Source organism: Microbacterium sp. Root53 (assembly GCF_001426925.1).
Lineage (GTDB): Bacteria > Actinomycetota > Actinomycetes > Actinomycetales > Microbacteriaceae > Microbacterium.
This window is the reverse complement of record NZ_LMFR01000010.1, coordinates 47,515-62,203: the sequence shown is the minus strand read 5'-3', so window position 1 is coordinate 62,203 and position 14,689 is coordinate 47,515. Positions and strand designations below refer to the sequence as shown.

General features: G+C 70.3%; 16 protein-coding genes and 1 tRNA gene. 9 read left to right on the top strand and 8 right to left on the bottom strand.

Annotated features, from left to right (window positions below):
* Window positions 1-30 precede the first annotated feature (30 nt).
* Entirely contained in the window at window positions 31-1,638 is a 1,608-nt protein-coding gene (locus ASD19_RS04655; protein ID WP_055989061.1) for a solute symporter family protein, read from the bottom strand.
* Complete coding sequence (locus ASD19_RS04650) at window positions 1,635-2,003, bottom strand: DUF485 domain-containing protein (RefSeq protein WP_055989118.1); 369 nt, start codon at window positions 2,001-2,003, stop codon at window positions 1,635-1,637. The genes ASD19_RS04655 and ASD19_RS04650 overlap by 4 nt, the downstream gene beginning before the upstream one ends.
* Before the next feature lie 126 nt (window positions 2,004-2,129).
* Here ASD19_RS04650 and ASD19_RS04645 point away from each other — a divergent pair, with 126 nt between their 5' ends.
* The 8 genes from ASD19_RS04645 (at window position 2,130) to ASD19_RS04610 (ending at window position 7,691) form a co-directional block, all read left to right on the top strand.
* Entirely contained in the window at window positions 2,130-2,987 is an 858-nt protein-coding gene (locus tag ASD19_RS04645) for a helix-turn-helix transcriptional regulator (protein ID WP_235562971.1), read from the top strand.
* 96 nt (window positions 2,988-3,083) lie between these two features.
* Window positions 3,084-3,431, top strand: coding sequence for a histone-like nucleoid-structuring protein Lsr2 (locus ASD19_RS04640; protein ID WP_055989115.1), 348 nt, complete (start codon window positions 3,084-3,086; stop codon window positions 3,429-3,431).
* Between the two features lie 137 nt (window positions 3,432-3,568).
* Window positions 3,569-3,850 carry a hypothetical protein gene (locus tag ASD19_RS04635; RefSeq protein WP_055989055.1) on the top strand — a complete coding sequence of 94 codons (282 nt, stop codon included), beginning with the start codon at window positions 3,569-3,571 and terminating at the stop codon, window positions 3,848-3,850.
* A 182-nt stretch (window positions 3,851-4,032) separates the two neighbouring features.
* Window positions 4,033-4,929, top strand: coding sequence for an NAD(P)-dependent oxidoreductase (locus ASD19_RS04630; RefSeq protein WP_235562970.1), 897 nt, complete (start codon window positions 4,033-4,035; stop codon window positions 4,927-4,929).
* Window positions 4,930-4,973: 44 nt separating this feature from the next.
* Window positions 4,974-5,303, top strand: coding sequence for a putative quinol monooxygenase (locus ASD19_RS04625; protein WP_055989049.1), 330 nt, complete (start codon window positions 4,974-4,976; stop codon window positions 5,301-5,303).
* Between the two features lie 23 nt (window positions 5,304-5,326).
* On the top strand, window positions 5,327-6,226 hold the full coding sequence (locus ASD19_RS04620) for a sugar phosphate isomerase/epimerase family protein (protein WP_055989046.1): 900 nt from the start codon (window positions 5,327-5,329) through the stop codon (window positions 6,224-6,226).
* The gene (locus ASD19_RS04615) at window positions 6,223-6,990 is read left to right on the top strand and encodes an SDR family NAD(P)-dependent oxidoreductase (RefSeq protein WP_055989042.1); all 768 of its coding nucleotides are present in this window, start codon (window positions 6,223-6,225) and stop codon (window positions 6,988-6,990) included. The genes ASD19_RS04620 and ASD19_RS04615 overlap by 4 nt, the downstream gene beginning before the upstream one ends.
* Window positions 6,991-7,004: 14 nt before the next feature.
* Window positions 7,005-7,691 carry a GntR family transcriptional regulator gene (locus ASD19_RS04610; RefSeq protein WP_055989039.1) on the top strand — a complete coding sequence of 229 codons (687 nt, stop codon included), beginning with the start codon at window positions 7,005-7,007 and terminating at the stop codon, window positions 7,689-7,691.
* Window positions 7,692-7,756: 65 nt separating this feature from the next.
* Here ASD19_RS04610 and ASD19_RS04605 read toward each other — a convergent pair whose 3' ends face one another.
* The 6 genes from ASD19_RS04605 to ASD19_RS04580 all read right to left on the bottom strand — a co-directional run bounded on the left by ASD19_RS04605 (window position 7,757) and on the right by ASD19_RS04580 (window position 14,412).
* A complete protein-coding gene (locus tag ASD19_RS04605) occupies window positions 7,757-8,614 on the bottom strand; it encodes an NAD(P)-dependent oxidoreductase (RefSeq protein WP_162246650.1) in 858 nt (285 codons plus the stop codon).
* Between the two features lie 59 nt (window positions 8,615-8,673).
* Window positions 8,674-10,011: an NAD(P)H-dependent oxidoreductase gene (locus ASD19_RS04600; protein ID WP_055989033.1), complete on the bottom strand. Its 1,338-nt coding sequence runs from the start codon at window positions 10,009-10,011 to the stop codon at window positions 8,674-8,676.
* A 73-nt stretch (window positions 10,012-10,084) separates the two neighbouring features.
* The gene (locus tag ASD19_RS04595) at window positions 10,085-11,107 is read right to left on the bottom strand and encodes a TRAP transporter substrate-binding protein (protein WP_055989030.1); all 1,023 of its coding nucleotides are present in this window, start codon (window positions 11,105-11,107) and stop codon (window positions 10,085-10,087) included.
* Between the two features lie 29 nt (window positions 11,108-11,136).
* The gene (locus ASD19_RS04590) at window positions 11,137-12,447 is read right to left on the bottom strand and encodes a TRAP transporter large permease (protein ID WP_162246649.1); all 1,311 of its coding nucleotides are present in this window, start codon (window positions 12,445-12,447) and stop codon (window positions 11,137-11,139) included.
* 11 nt (window positions 12,448-12,458) lie between these two features.
* Entirely contained in the window at window positions 12,459-13,016 is a 558-nt protein-coding gene (locus tag ASD19_RS04585; RefSeq protein ID WP_055989024.1) for a TRAP transporter small permease, read from the bottom strand.
* 40 nt (window positions 13,017-13,056) lie between these two features.
* Window positions 13,057-14,412 (bottom strand): NAD(P)H-dependent oxidoreductase, encoded by a 1,356-nt coding sequence (locus ASD19_RS04580; RefSeq protein ID WP_055989020.1) that lies wholly within the window; start codon window positions 14,410-14,412, stop codon window positions 13,057-13,059.
* Between the two features lie 132 nt (window positions 14,413-14,544).
* Between ASD19_RS04580 and ASD19_RS04575 the strand changes: the two genes are divergently transcribed.
* A tRNA-Arg gene (locus tag ASD19_RS04575) sits at window positions 14,545-14,619 on the top strand.
* The last annotated feature ends 70 nt before the right edge of the window (window positions 14,620-14,689 follow it).

The following is a 14,689-nucleotide window of genomic DNA, read 5'->3' as shown; positions in this document are numbered from 1 at the left end:
CCGAGCCGGCGCTCGGCTCCCCCTCCGCTTCTAGTGGTGCACCGCCTTCTCGGCGCCGTGGCCGGTGAGCGATCGCACCTCCATCTCGGCCGCGAGCCGCGGGTCCTCCGCGCCCTTGGGCGTCGTGATCGACCCGAGCCAGCCGAGCAGGAACCCGACCGGGATCGAGACGATGCCGGGGTTGCTCAGCGGCCAGATCGCGACGCCGGTCTCGCCGAACACGCTCGTGGGCGTGCCCCAGAACACGGGCGAGAGCGCGATCAGGATGATCGCGGCCGCCAGACCGCCGTACATGCTCCACACGGCTCCGCGCGTGGTGAAGCCGCGCCAGAACAGCGAGTACAGGATGGTCGGCAGGTTGGCCGACGCGGCGATCGCGAACGCGAGCGCCACGAGGAAGGCCACGTTCTGACCCAGCACCGCGATGCCGCCGATGATCGCGAGGGCGCCGATCACCAGGATCGTCACGTTCGCGACCTTGCGCTCCTGACCCTCCGTGGCGGTGCCGCGCTTGATCACGCCGTTGTAGATGTCGTGCGAGAACGACGCGGCGGCCGTGATGGTCAGGCCGGCGACCACCGCCAGGATCGTGGCGAACGCGACGGCCGAGATGATGCCCATGAGCACCGCACCGCCGAGCGCCTGCGCGAGCAGAGGCGCCGCCGAGTTCACGCCGCCGGGCGCCGCGAGGATCGTCTCCTCGCCGACGAGCGCGCCGGCGCCGTAGCCGAGCACGAGGGTCAGCAGGTAGAACAGGCCGATCAGCCAGATCGCCCATACGACCGAGCGGCGCGCTTCCTTGGCCGTCGGCACGGTGTAGAAGCGCATCAGGACGTGCGGCAGGCCCGCCGTGCCCAGCACGAGCGCCAGACCGAGCGACAGGAAGTCGATCGGGTTCTTGTACTGCAGGCCGGGAGCCAGGGTCGCCTCGCCGTCGGGCGAGGCCTGCACGGCCGCGCCGAGCAGCGTGTTGAAGTCGAACCCGTGGATGACCAGCACCCACAGCGTCATGATGACGGCGCCGCCGATCAGCAGGAAGGCCTTCACGATCTGCACCCAGGTGGTGCCCTTCATGCCGCCGATGAGCACGTAGCCCACCATCAGGACGCCGACCACCGTGACGACCGCCGCGGTGCCGACCTTGTCGCTGACGCCGAGGAGCAGCGACACCAGCCCGCCCGCGCCCGCCATCTGAGCGAGCAGGTAGAAGAAGCACACCGTGAGGGTGCTGATGGCGGCCGCCATGCGCACGGGGCGCTGCTTGAGCCGGAAGGAGAGCACGTCGGCCATCGTGAACTTGCCGGTGTTGCGCATCAGCTCCGCGACGAGCAGAAGGGCGACGAGCCAGGCCACGAGGAAGCCGATCGAATACAGGAATCCGTCGTATCCGTTCACGGCGATCGCGCCGACGATGCCGAGGAAGGACGCCGCCGACAGATAGTCACCGGCGATCGCGAAGCCGTTCTGCGGCCCCGAGAACGAGCGCCCGCCCGCGTAGAAGTCCGCCGCCGACTTGTTGTTGCGCGACGCGCGGATGACGATGAACAGCGTCACCGCGACGAATGCCCCGAAGATCGAGATGTTCAGGACGGGATTGTTCTCCGCGGCCGGTGCGGCCGCCGCAAAGACCGCGTTCATGCGCCCGCCTCCTGCTTCTCGAGGTCCTCACGGATGGCCGACGACTGCGGGTCGAGCCGCTTGTTCGCGAAGGACACGTACGCCATCGTGATCGCGAACGTGGTGACGAACTGCCCGAGTCCGATCAGCAGACCCACGTTGACGTCGCCGAACAGCTTCTGCGCCATGAATCCGGGCGCCCAGCCGGCCAGCAGGACGTACACGAAGTACCAGATCAGGAAGAACGCTGCGAGCGGGAACACGAAGCCGCGGTGTGCGCGCTTCAGCTCCCGGAATCGGGGCGAATCCTCCACCGCGATGTAATCGATGCGTCCCTTCGCGGGCGCACCGGTGGGCGTTTCTGTCACGAGGCCTCCTTGCCACATGTCGAGAACCGCGGCGCTGCGTCGCGCCGCGAACGGCCCTGCGCGCACGCGGAGCCGGTGATAGGTTCGACGCTACGAAAGACGGGGAAGGGCCCGTCACCCCCGAAAGTAGGTAGCCGGTTGACCTTGCCACAGCAGCTCGCCGACGACCGCCGACTGGTCGCGGACGCCGTGGTCGAGCTGTCCCGCCGCACCCGCTTCCCCGTCGCCTTCGGGGGCCTGGTCGAGGGCGGCGTCGCGCGCATGACCGCCTTCCACGGCACCCACACCGATTCCCTCGAGGGGCTCGCCGTCCAGCTGGAGCGCGGCCTCGGCGGACGCGCCATGATCGAGCTGCGCCCGCGCATGACCGGCGACTACCGCACGGCGCGCCAGATCACGCACGATTACGACGGCTACATCCTGGGCGAGGGGATCCGCACCCTGATGGCGGCGCCGATCGTGGTCGACGGTCGCGCGCGCGGCGTGCTCTACGGAGGCGCGTGGGGCGACTGGAACATCGGAGGAGTGGCGGCCGCGCCGGCCGTGCGCGTCGCCGAGGAGGTCGCCGCGGAGCTGAGCCGGCGCGACGAGACCCGACGACCCGCGACCGACGGGACCGCGGCGGATCACCCCGGCGCGCTGGCGCCGCAGCAGCGGGAGGAGCTGCGCGAGAGCTACGCCGAGCTGCGGGCGATCGCCTCCGCGATCGACGACCCCGCCATCCGGGCCCGGCTCGCCGACGTGGAGCGCCGGCTCGCCGCGCTCTCCGGCGACGCCCACACGACGCGACTCGAGTCCGTTCCCGAGGTGCGCCTGTCGCCGCGCGAGGTGGACGTGCTCGCGCGCGCCGCGCTGGGCGAGACGAATGCGCAGATCGGCGCGCTTCTCGGCCTGCGCGAGGGAACCGTCAAGGCATATCTGGGCGCGGCGATGGCGAAACTCGATGCCTCGACGCGCCATGCCGCGGTCGCGCGAGCACGGAAATGGGGCCTGCTTCCTTAGCAGATTCCGCCTTTCGCGGCGGAATATCCACATCCCCCCCTGATGGGTACTTCTCTCCGGTGTGAAATGCCCATCGCGAGCATTATCATCTCGGGCATGGCCCGAAAAATCGTTCACCAGCTCGTCGATGACATCGACGGCACCGTCCTCGAGCCCGGAGAAGGCGAGACCGTCCTGTTCTCGCTCGACGGCAAGAGCTACGAGATCGACCTCACCGCAGACAACGCCCAGGCTCTGCGCGACGATTTCGCGAAATACATTTCGGCCGCGCGCCGCATGTCGTCCGGTTCGTCGTCGAGCCCGGCTCCCGCGCGCGGACGTCGTCGAGGCGGTCAGACTGATTACGCCCCTATTCGTGAGTGGGCCAAGAAAAACGGATACTCGATCTCGGAGCGCGGCCGCGTTCCCGCCAACATCATCGAGGCATACGAAGCGGCGAACTGACCGCACGCCTCATTTCCTTTTGTCCCGCTGACGCCCGACGTCGCATACAGGTGTGTATCGCCTGGACGTCGGGCGTCAGCCTTGCAATCGGCTCCCATTCTCGGAATCGTGGCCGGTCCCGAGGGAAGGAGAGCCAGATGCTCACGCTCACCGAGAACGCCGCGGACGCGGTTCGCACGATCGTGTCGCAGACGCCGGACGCCTCGACCGCCGGCCTGCGCATCCAGGGCACGAGCGCGTCGGCCGAGGGCTACGCCCTGACGCTCGCGCCGTCGCCCGAGCAGGGTGACACCGTCATCGAGAACGGCGAGGCCCGCGTGTTCCTCGAGCCGGTCGCCGCGAACGAGCTGGACGACAAGGTGCTCGACGCGCAGGTCACCCAGGAGGGCGTCCGCTTCGCCCTCGCACTGCAGCAGTAGCGCGCCGACAGACGCGCAGACGCGGCGCCGTCCGGATCCGTCCGGGCGGCGCCGCTTTTTCGCGTCTCGATCTACTTGTCAACATTGCACTGTTGACAGTTATCTGACGATGCCCCTACGGTAGTCCCAGCGATGGCGAGGACATGCGCCGTCGCCCGCGCACACGTCCGATGGAGGATCACGTGACAGGCACCGATGCGACGATCGCGTTCGTCGGACTCGGCGCGATCGGCTCGCCCATGGCGGCGAGGCTTCGCGCGGGCGGGCACCGGGTGCTCGGCATCGACCCGTCCCCCGAGGCTCGCGCGCGGGGTCGAGAGGCGGACATCGCGGTCGCGGAAACCATCGCCGCGGCGGGCGACGCCCAGGCCGTCATCGTGATGGTGGCCACGCCGGCGCAGCTGCAGCGGCTGGCCGCGGATGCCGCTGCCGCCGGCATCGGCTCCGGACAGACCTGGGTCGTCATGTCCACGGTGGGCACGGAGGCCGTCGCCTCCGCGTCGGCCGAGCTCGCGGCCGCCGGGGCCGTCGTCGTCGACGCCCCCGTGACGGGCGGTGTCGCCCGCGCGCGCACGGGCGAGCTCGCGATCTTCGCTGCCGGCGAGGACGTGGCACTGGACGAGATCCGCCCCGCACTGTCACTGCTCGGCGCCGTGCACCGGGTCGGACGCGAACCGGGCGCGGGCCAGGCCGTCAAAGTCGTGAACCAGCACCTCTGCTCGGTCCATCTGGCGGCCGCCGCCGAAGCGCTCGCGCTGACGCGGCAGCTCGGCCTCGAGCCGGATGCCGTGCTGCCCCTGCTCGAGAGCGGTGCGGCCGGATCGTGGATGCTGTCCGACCGAGGGCGGCGCATGCTGGGCGATCCCGACGTCGAGCCCACCAGCCGGATCGACATCTTCGTCAAGGACTCGGGCCTCGTCGCCCAGGCCGCCCAGGCGGTCGGCGCCGAGACGCCCGTGCTGGACGCCGCGCGCGCCCGCTATCTCTCGGCCGCGGACGCCGGCTGGGGTGCCCGCGACGACTCGCGGGTCATCGACACCTACACCGCACACGCCGCCCACCTCCGCCGCGGACGCTGAGCCCGGGCACAGCCCACGCCCCACCCACCGAGAACAGGAACACCATGAGCGCCACCCCCGTCGTCGTCACCGCATCCTTCCACCCCGCCGCGGGGCATCGCGAGAGCGTGCTCGCGGCGCTGTCCCGCGCCATTCCTCGCGTGCACGAGGAGCCCGGCTGCAACCTCTACTGCGTCCAGGAGGCACCCGACGGCACGATCCTGATGATCGAGCACTGGGATTCGGCCGAGCTGCTCGACGCGCACGGAGCAGGCCCGGCCGTCGCCGATCTGAACGCGGAGCTCGAAGGACACCTCGCGGAGCCCGTGACGGTCACCCGCCTGACCGCCATCCCCGTCGGCCAGGCGTCCAAGGGCGCCCTCCTCGCAGTCTGACCCCGATCAAAGCACCTCGCGCCATGAAGCCTTCGCCCCGACTCGCGTGCTCCACCATCTCGCTGCAGCACCTGCCGCTCGCGGACGCGCTCGCGGAGATCGTCCGGCTCGGCTTCGAGCACATCGACCTCGGCGCGCTGCCGGGAGTGTGCGACCACGTGCCCGAGGACCTCGATGACGACGAGGTTGAGGCGATCGCCGCGACCATCGCCAGTTCGGGCGTCCGGGTCCGCAGCGTCAACGGCGACATCGGCGACCTGAACGATCCCCACCCGGACCGCGCGGCGCGCGACCATCACCTCGACCGGCTGCTCGCGCTCACGGCGCGGATCGGCGCGCCCGCCCTGGTCCTCCCGTGCGGCGCGCTCCAGCAAGGCCCCATCTCGAGTCTCGACGAGGACCTCGACCGGGTCGCGGCGGAGCTGGCACGCGCGGCCGACCGAGCCGCCGCGCACGGCGTGGCCGTGTGGGTCGAATCGCTGCACCACCTCCGGCTGTGCTGGAGCCGCGAGCGGGCCGAGGCCCTGCACTCCCGCCTGCGGGACGCGGACGTGCGCCCCGTCCTGGATCTCGCGCACGTCGTGGCGGCGGGCGACGACCTCGCCGACGTCATCGCCTCCTGGGGCGACCGGATCGCCCACGTCCACGTGCGCGACGCGTCGGCGGGCGACTTCAACCGGCCGTTCCTCACGGGCGACGTCGACTTCGCGGCGGCGGTCGCCGCGCTGGACGCTGCCGGGTACGGCGGCCTGTACGCCCTCGAGCTCCCGTCCGCGGCGTACAGCGCCGACGCCACCGGAGCCCTCGACGACGCCGCGCGGCGTGAGAAGGCCGCGCTGATCGCGCGCGCCGCCGACCACGTGAGCCCGCTGCTCACCTCCGGACCTCCGTCCTCCACCATCCCATCCAAGGAGCACCCATGACCCAGCGCACGGCCGTCATCACCGGCGCCACCTCCGACCGCGGCATCGGCATGGCCACCGCGGAACGCCTCGCCCACGACGGGTGGGCGGTGGTCGTCCTCGACCTCGACGCCGCACGCTCCGCCGACGTGGCCGCCCGCATCGGCGCCGAGCATGGCGTGCCGGCGTTCGGCACGGCGATCGACGTGACCGACGAGGCCTCGGTCCTCGCGGCGCGCGACGCGGTCGCGACGGAGGTGGCCGAGGGCCGGCTGCCGCAGATCGGCGCGGTCATCAACATCGCGGGGATCACCTCGCCGGTGCCCTTCCTGGAGACCGACCTCGCGCTGTGGAACACCGTGATGGCCGTCAACGCGACGGGCACCTACCTCGTGACCAAGGCGTTCCTCCCGGCAATGATCGACGCGGGCTGGGGTCGCATCGTCAACATGTCGTCCGTGTCGGCTCAGCGCGGCGGGGGCGTGTTCGGCAAGGTCCCCTACTCGGCCGCGAAGGCCGCCATCCTCGGCTTCACCAAGGCCCTCGCCCGAGAGGTGGCCGACACGGGTGTGACCGTGAACTCCATCACCCCGGGCGCGGTGGACACGAACATCCGCGTGGGCACCACGCCGGAGCTCGAGGCGCGCATCGCGGCCGACATCCCGCTCGGCCGCACGGCGAGCACGGCCGAGATCGCCGCCGTGATCGCATTCCTGACCTCGGAGGACGCGTCCTACCTGCAGGGAAGCAATATCGATATCAACGGCGGAAGCCACATGCACTGATGGATACTGATCTCATGTCAACAGACGGACATTTCCAGGTCCTCGGGTCGATCACTCGCACGACGCGTCGCGAGCTGATCCTCGATCGCCTGCGGGCCGCGGTGACGTCCGGGCAGATCCCGCCGGGCACGCATCTCGGCGAGGCCGAGCTGAGCGCCCAGCTCGGGGTCTCCCGCGGCACGCTGCGCGAGGCGCTGCGGCACCTGCAGGAGGAGGGCCTGCTCTCCAAGGACTCGCGCGGACGCCTTTCGGTGCGCGTGGTCTCTCCCGACGAGGTCGGCGAGATCTTCGCGGTGCGCTACGCCTTGGAATCCCTCGCGATCGCCCTCGTCTGCGAGCGCGAGGACCTCCCCGCCATCGGCAAGACCCTGAGCGCGGCCCTGGCCAAGCTGCAGCAGAGCGAGATGGACACGCTGGACGCCCAGGTGGCGGCAGACCTCGCGTTCCACGAGGCCATCTGCGTCGCGAGCGGAAACCGCACGCTCGTCGACTCGTGGCGCCGCGTGAGCGGTCTGGCGCGCGCGACCATCACGGCCGCCGGCCGCGAGACCGCCCGCGAGAACATGTCGGCGGCGCGGCACGCGCCCATCCTCGACGCGATCGTGTCGGGCGATGCAGCGGAGGCGACCGCCGTGCTGCGCGAGCACAACGACGTCGCGCGGGCCCGCATCGTCGCGAATCTGACGGCCGGCGCCAGCTGACCTCCGCAACCCGCAGAGCGGCTCCTCCCGATCCGGGAGGAGCCGCTCTGTGCGTGGAGAGGGTGTCAGCGCGCGATCACGCGGTACACGCCCGTGTGGTCCAGCCCGCCGTCACCGGCGGCCACGGACCGCTCGAAGAGCGAGAGCGCCGTGCGCGCCCCGTCGAGCTCCAGCCCGTGCGCGGCGGCGACCTCGAGTGCGTAGCGGAGGTCCTTGACCTGATAGGCGACCGTGCCGCCCGGCTCGAAGGACTCCTCGACCCAGTGGTGCCGCTTCTGCCTCAGCACCTCGCTCTCCGCCAGGCCCGCGCCGAGCGCGTCCGCGAGGGTCTCCGGATCGATCCCCGCAGCGCGCGCCAAGGCGAACGCCTCGGACAGGGCGGCGACCGACTCGGCGACCACCAGCTGATTGCACAGCTTCGCGGTCGCCCCGGCGCCGACGTCACCCATTCGCACCACGCTCTTGGCGCATGGGGCGAGCACGCGGCCGATGACCGCGAAGTCGGGCTCGGACGCGCCGACCATGATGCTGAGCCGCCCCTCGGCCGCGCCCAGGACGCCGCCCGAGAGCGGGGCGTCGGCGATCGTGACCCCCCTCTCGTCCATCTCAGCGGCCAGCCCCCGCAGCGCGACCGGCGAGACCGTGCCGCAAACCAGGACGATCGGGCGCCGCGCCCTGCGGCCGAGTCCGGCGAGGAGACCCTCGCCGGACCCGGTTCCGAACAGGACGTCGCGCACGTCGGCGATGTCCGGCAGCACGGTCACGACGACGTCCGCGACCGCATCCGGAAGGGTCTGGGCGACCCGCGCACCGCCGACCTCGGCGGAGGACCGAGGCGACCGGTTCCACACCGTGAGCGGCCCCGCCGCCGCGAGGTTCCGCGCCATCGGCAGCCCCATGGCGCCGAGGCCGATGAGACTCACCGTCGGCGGTGCGCCGCCGTCCGCGACTTCCGCTGCATCCCGCATGAGCGCCGTCCGGTTCAGGAGCCGGCGACGAGCGCCTCGGTCTCGCGCCGCAGCTCGAGCGCCTGCGCCAGGCTGTCGTCGATCTCCACGTCGTCCCAGCGCACGCTCTGGCCCTGGGCCACCGCGTTCTTCAGGGGCACGTGGTGCGCGAGCGCCACCGGGAGGTACCCCTTGTCGACCGACGTCTGCGCGGGGACGAGCTTGCCGTACACGGCGAAGCCGCCCTCGCCGTCCAGCACCTCACCGGCCGCGAGGTCCTTCTTCGCCGTCGCGACGACGTCCGCGTAGAAGCCGGTCGCGGCGCCGGTCGCGACGCCGCGCAGCACGGCGTTGGCGATCGACATGTTCAGCTCCAGGCCGACGTAGTGGTACGGGCGATACAGCGCGGCGTACTGGCCGCTGGGGTCCGGGTGCCACGGGTACTCCGTGAAGCACGACGACACGTACTCGTTCGTGGCCTTCACGACCACGAACACGCCCTCCTGGGTGTTGTGGGGGATCCAGTCGCCCTCGCGCGTGTAGCTCGACATGACGTCGACCGTCCCCTCGTGCTCGAGCGCGCCGCCGGCCGCCTGCGGACGGCACACCGTGGCGATCTCCTCGAGGTCGCCCGGCGAGAAGGTGAGACCGTTCTCCCCCGGCCGCAGCTGCGCGGCGTTCGCGACGGCGGCCATCTCGATCGCAGCCTTCGTGCCATCGCGGAACGACGTGTGCATGTAGGGGTTCAGCTGGCCGGAGGCCTTGAGCTCGTCCGAGAACTCCCAGTGGTCCCAGACGTTGTCCGGGTTCATCTGGTGGTAGCCGGGCAGGTACTTGGCCCCCTTGCCCGCGCACACGACGTCGAAGCCGCTGGTGCGCGCCCAGTCGACCAGCTCGATGATGAGCGCCGGCTGGTCGCCGTACGCAAGGGCGTACACGACGCCCGCGTCCTTCGCGCGCCGGGCCAGCGCGGGCCCGGCCAGCGCGTCGGCCTCGACCGTGACCATCATGACGTGCTTGCCCGACTCGATCGCGGCGAGCGCGTGCGTGATGCCTACGACGGGGTTGCCGGTGGCCTCGACGATGACGTCGAGGTCGGCGGCGATCAGCTCCATGGCGTCGGCGACGACAGCGGTCTTGCCCTCGGCCAGGTCGGCCACGGAGTCGACGATGTCCTCAGCGGGCCATCCCACGCGCTCGAACGACTCCCGGGCGCGCGCGACGTTGATGTCGGCGACGCCCACGACGCGCACGCCGGGGATGTTGCGCGCCTGGGACAGGTACATGGTGCCGAAGCGGCCGGAGCCGATCAGCCCGACTCGGATGGGTTCGCCGGCGGCTTCGCGCTCGCGCAGCAGTTCGTGCAGGTTCACTCTTCTTCGCTCCTCGGGGATGTGTGCGTGCGGGGACAGACGTCGGGGCCCGCGGCGCGGGCCCCGACGCGACTCATCCCAGTTCGCGGATCTGGTCGATCCAGGTCTGGACCTGCTCGGGCAGTGCGTCGACGACGGGCTGGACCGCCTCCACCCATGCCTCGCGGTCGGTGATCTCATGGAACTCGGCGCCGGCGGCCTCGAGGTCGGCCCTGTACTGCTCCTCGTTGGCCAGCGTGCGCTCGCTGTACTCCGCGCCGACCTCGGCCGCGGTCTCCTCGATGATGGTGCGGATGTCCTCGGGGTAGCCCTGCAGGGTGTCGTTCCACATCAGGAAGTGGTAGTTCGCGTACATGTGCGACGTCATGCCGATGTGCGGCGCGACCTCGTGGATCGAGTTGAAGTAGATCGCGTCGAGCGGGTTCTCCTGACCGTCCAGCACGCCCGACTCGAGCGCCGAGTAGACCTCGTTGAACGGCAGCGCCTCGGCGCGGGCGCCGAGCGCGTTCCAGGTGTCCAGCATGGTCTGGGCGCTGGGTGTGCGGATGGTCAGGCCCTGCACGTCGGCGAGCTCGGTCACGGGCTCCTTGGTGGTGAGCTCGCGCGAGCCCCGGAACATGTTGCCGAGCATGGCGTAGCCGGAGGCGTCCGTGATCGACTGCTTGATCTCATCGCCCAGCTCGCCGTCCCAGACCTCGAAGAACTGGTCGCTGCTCTCGTAGAGGAACGGCGCGGTCTCGACTGCGGCGAGCTCGGTGTATGCCTCGAGCGACAGGATGGACTCGATCACGATGTCGGTGCTGCCCAACTGCAGCCCGTCGATCATCTCCTCCCACGTGCCGAGCGTGGAGTCGGAGTGGATCTCGACCGTGACCCGGCCGTCGGAGGCCTCTTCGACGCGCTTCGCGAACTCCTCCGACGCCCACTGGCGGGGATCGGTGGTGGAGCCCGCGTGGCCCAGGACGAGGTTGTAGGCCTCGTCGCCGGCGCCCGACGCGGCGCCGTCGCCGGTCTCGGACGTTCCGGAGCAGCCGGTCAGCAGCAGGCCGGTCGCCGCGACCCCCGCGAGGGAGGCGAGGAGCTTGGTGTTTCGCATGTGACTTTCCTTTCGGGTGGGGACGTGATTCAGGACGCCTCGAGGAGGGACGGCAGGAAGAGCGATATCTGGGGGATGTAGGTGATGAGCATCAGGTAGATGAGCCCGGTCAGGATGAACGGCCAGGCGGCCTTGATCGCGCTCACGAACGAGACCTTGGCGATCTCGCTGGACAGCATCAGCGCGATGCCGACGGGCGGTGTGATGAGGCCGATGCCGAGGTTGACGACGATGATGATGCCGAGGTGCACCGGGTCGACGCCGGCGGCGGTGAGCACCGGGAAAAGAATGGGCGTGATGATGATCAGCGCCGCGTTCGCCTCGATGAACATGCCCGCGACGATGAGCATGAGGTTCACCATCATCAGCAGCACGAGCGGGTTCTCGGTGACCGAGAACAGCGCCTCGGCGACCGTCTGGGGCACGCGCCCGGACGTCAGCGCCCACGAGTACAGCTGAGCCGCCGCGAGCACCAGCATGATGAGCCCCACCATGATCGACGACTCCGCGAAGGCGTGCACGAGCTTCTTCCACGTCAGCTCGCGGTAGATGAAGAGGCCCACCAGGAGCGCGTAGACGACCGCCACGGCCGCGGCTTCGGTCGCCGTGAACCAGCCGAAGCGGATGCCCGCGAGGATCACGAGCGGCAGGAGCAGCGCCGGAAGCGCCGGAAGCAGCGAAGGCCAGAACCTCGGACGCTCGGCCGGCGGGGTCTTGCCGATCAGTGCGGGGTCCGTGTTCGCAACGGCCTCGGGAGTGAAGCCACGGCTGCGCACCGTGAGGTGCACGGTGACCATCAGCATGGCGATGTAGAGGATCGCGGGGACGATGCCGGCGAAGAACAGGTGACCGATCGAGGTGCCCGTGACGACGCCGTACACGATCATCGTGATGCTCGGCGGCATGATCGGCGCGACGATCGGCGCCGCGGCGGTGACCGCAGCTGAGTAGGCGGCGCTGTAATTGCGCTGTTTCATGGCCTCGATCAGGATCCGCCCCAGGCTCGAGATGTCGGCGACGGCCGAGCCCGAGATGCCGCCGAAGAACAGCGCCGAGAGCACGTTCGTCTGCGCGAGCCCGCCACGCCACCCGCCCACGATCGAGTCCGCGAGTGTGAGCAGCCGGCGCGTGATGCCGCCGGCGTTCATGATCCCGCCCGCGAGGATGAACAGCGGGATCGCGAGCAGCGCGAACGGCGTGATCCCGGCCACGATGCGCTGCGCGCCGATTGCCAGGGGCGTGTCGGTCATGATCATCAGCGCCACGAAGGACGCCAGCGCAAGGGCCCAGCCGACGGGCACGCGCAGCAGCATCGCGAAGAGGAAATTCCCCAGGAGCATGGGCCCCATGATCAGATCTCTCCCTTCACGACGAGCTCGTCCTCGGGCTGGCAGAGGATCCGAGACGGAAGCGGGTCCGAATCCGGATCGCGGTTGAACACCGTGCGGAACCACGCCTCGACCGCGAACACCGCCGCGAGCGCGCACCCGACCGGCACCGCGAGGGAGAGGAGCCCGAACGGCACGCCGAGGCCGGGCAGCGAGCGTCGCATCGCGCTCGGCAGGGCCTGGGCGCCGTACAGGATGAGCGCGACGATCGCGACCAGCACGAGCACGCTCGCCACGGTCGTGACGAGGATCGCGATCCAGCGACGGCTCGGGAGGAACTCCCAGATGTCCAGCACCATGTGCCGGCCCTGGCGGACGCCCAGGGCGATCGCGAGCATGGACAGCCAGACGAACGCGAGCGCCGCGAGGTCGACGGTCCACGAGGACGAGGCGCGTGTGACATAGCGCGCGAGCACCTGCCAGGTCACGGCGAAGAGCACCACGGCGAGGCACACGACGCACAGCGCCTGCACGACGCGGTCGAGCCCTCCCATGAGTCTGTCGATCAGGGTGCCGTTCATTGTTCGCTCCTTTGCGACGCCGGGAGAGGTCCGGGCGGGATCAGTTCGGGCTGACGACGGGGCGGAACTCGGCCTCGAGCTCCCTGCGGACGCGGACCGCGAGAACGGACTCGTCGACGTCCACGTCCTCCCAGCGGACCACCGCACCCTCGGCGACGTCGCTGCGCAGCACCGCGCTGTGCGCGAGCCCCAGGGGCAGTGCCCCCTCCGCGAGCGAGTCGGCCGCGGGACGCAGCGTGCCGTAGACGGTGTACCCGCCTTCGCCGTCGAGTGTCGTCCCGCTCGTCAAGGCGCGCTTCGCCACGGTCACGACGTCGCCGCGGAACTGCGTCGGCGCGCCCGTGGGCTCGCCGCGGAGCACCGCGCTCGCGATGCTGACTCCGAGCTCGAGGCCGATCATGTGGTACGGCCGGTAGAGCGACGCGTAGCGGCCGCTCTCATCCGTCCGGACACCGTACTCGGCGAAGCACTGCGCCGCGTAGTCGGTCTGGGCCTCGAACGTGACGTACACGCCCCACCGCAGGTCGCGCTCGACCTCGGTGCCGTCACGATGCAGGCTCGACGCGATCTCGACCGTGCCGCTGCGGCTCAGCGTGCCGCCGGCCGAGGCCGGGCGGAACACGTCGGGGAGGTCGTCGACGCCGGCGGGCGGGAACGACAGGCCGTGCGCCTGCGGCTCGAGGCCGGTGCCGTTGGCGACGGCCGCCATCTCGATCGCGGACTTCGTGCCGTCGAGGAACGAGTTGAACATCTTCGGGTTGAAGTCGCCCGTCGCGAGCTGCTCGTCCGTGAAGCCGTAGTGGTCCCACACGGTGTCGGGCGTCGAGCGGTGGTACTCGGGGAGATACTTGGTGCCCTTCCCCGCCGCGACGACCTCGAACCCGACCGTGCGGCACCAGTCGACGAGCTCGCAGATGAGCGCCGGCTGGTCACCGTACGCCATCGAGTACACGACGCCGGCCTGCTGCGCGCGGCGCTGCAAAAGCGGCCCGACCATGCAGTCGGCCTCGACGTTGACCATGACGACGTGCTTGCCCTCGTCGATCGCGGCGATCGCGTGCGCCGTGCCGGCAAGCGGGTTGCCGGTGATCTCGAGCACGACCTCGACCGCCGGGTGTGCGAGCAGCGCGCGGGAGTCGTCGATGACGGCCGTGCGCCCCGTCCGAGCGGCCTCATCGAGACTCCGGGCGTCGCAGCGTTCCTGCGCCCAACCCGTCCGCGCCATCGCCGCCCGGGCCTTTGGGACGTCGAGATCGGCGACCCCGATGACATGGAGTGCGGGTGATACTGCCGCCTGTGTGAGGAACATCGACGCGAACTTGCCTGCCCCGATGACGCCGACGCGGACCGGCCCTGCTTCGTCGACGCGACGCGTCAACAGCGCGTGAAGGTTCACCCTGCTCCCTTGCAGTTGATCTGACGGTTGATTGTTGACAGTAGAATGGGTAACTGATGGTGTCAAGGGCTGATTCCAATCCACTCCCCGAACAGGGCGCGGCGGACGGCACCCCGTAGACTGGGCGGGCCAGCCTCTGTAGCTCAATGGAAGAGCAGTTCCGTCCTAAGGAAACGGTTGGGGGTTCGAGTCCCTCCAGGGGCACCAGCGATCGCCGCGAGTGCCGTCGGCACCGCCCATCCCGGGAGCGCGCATGTCCGACATCCGGCAGCTCGGG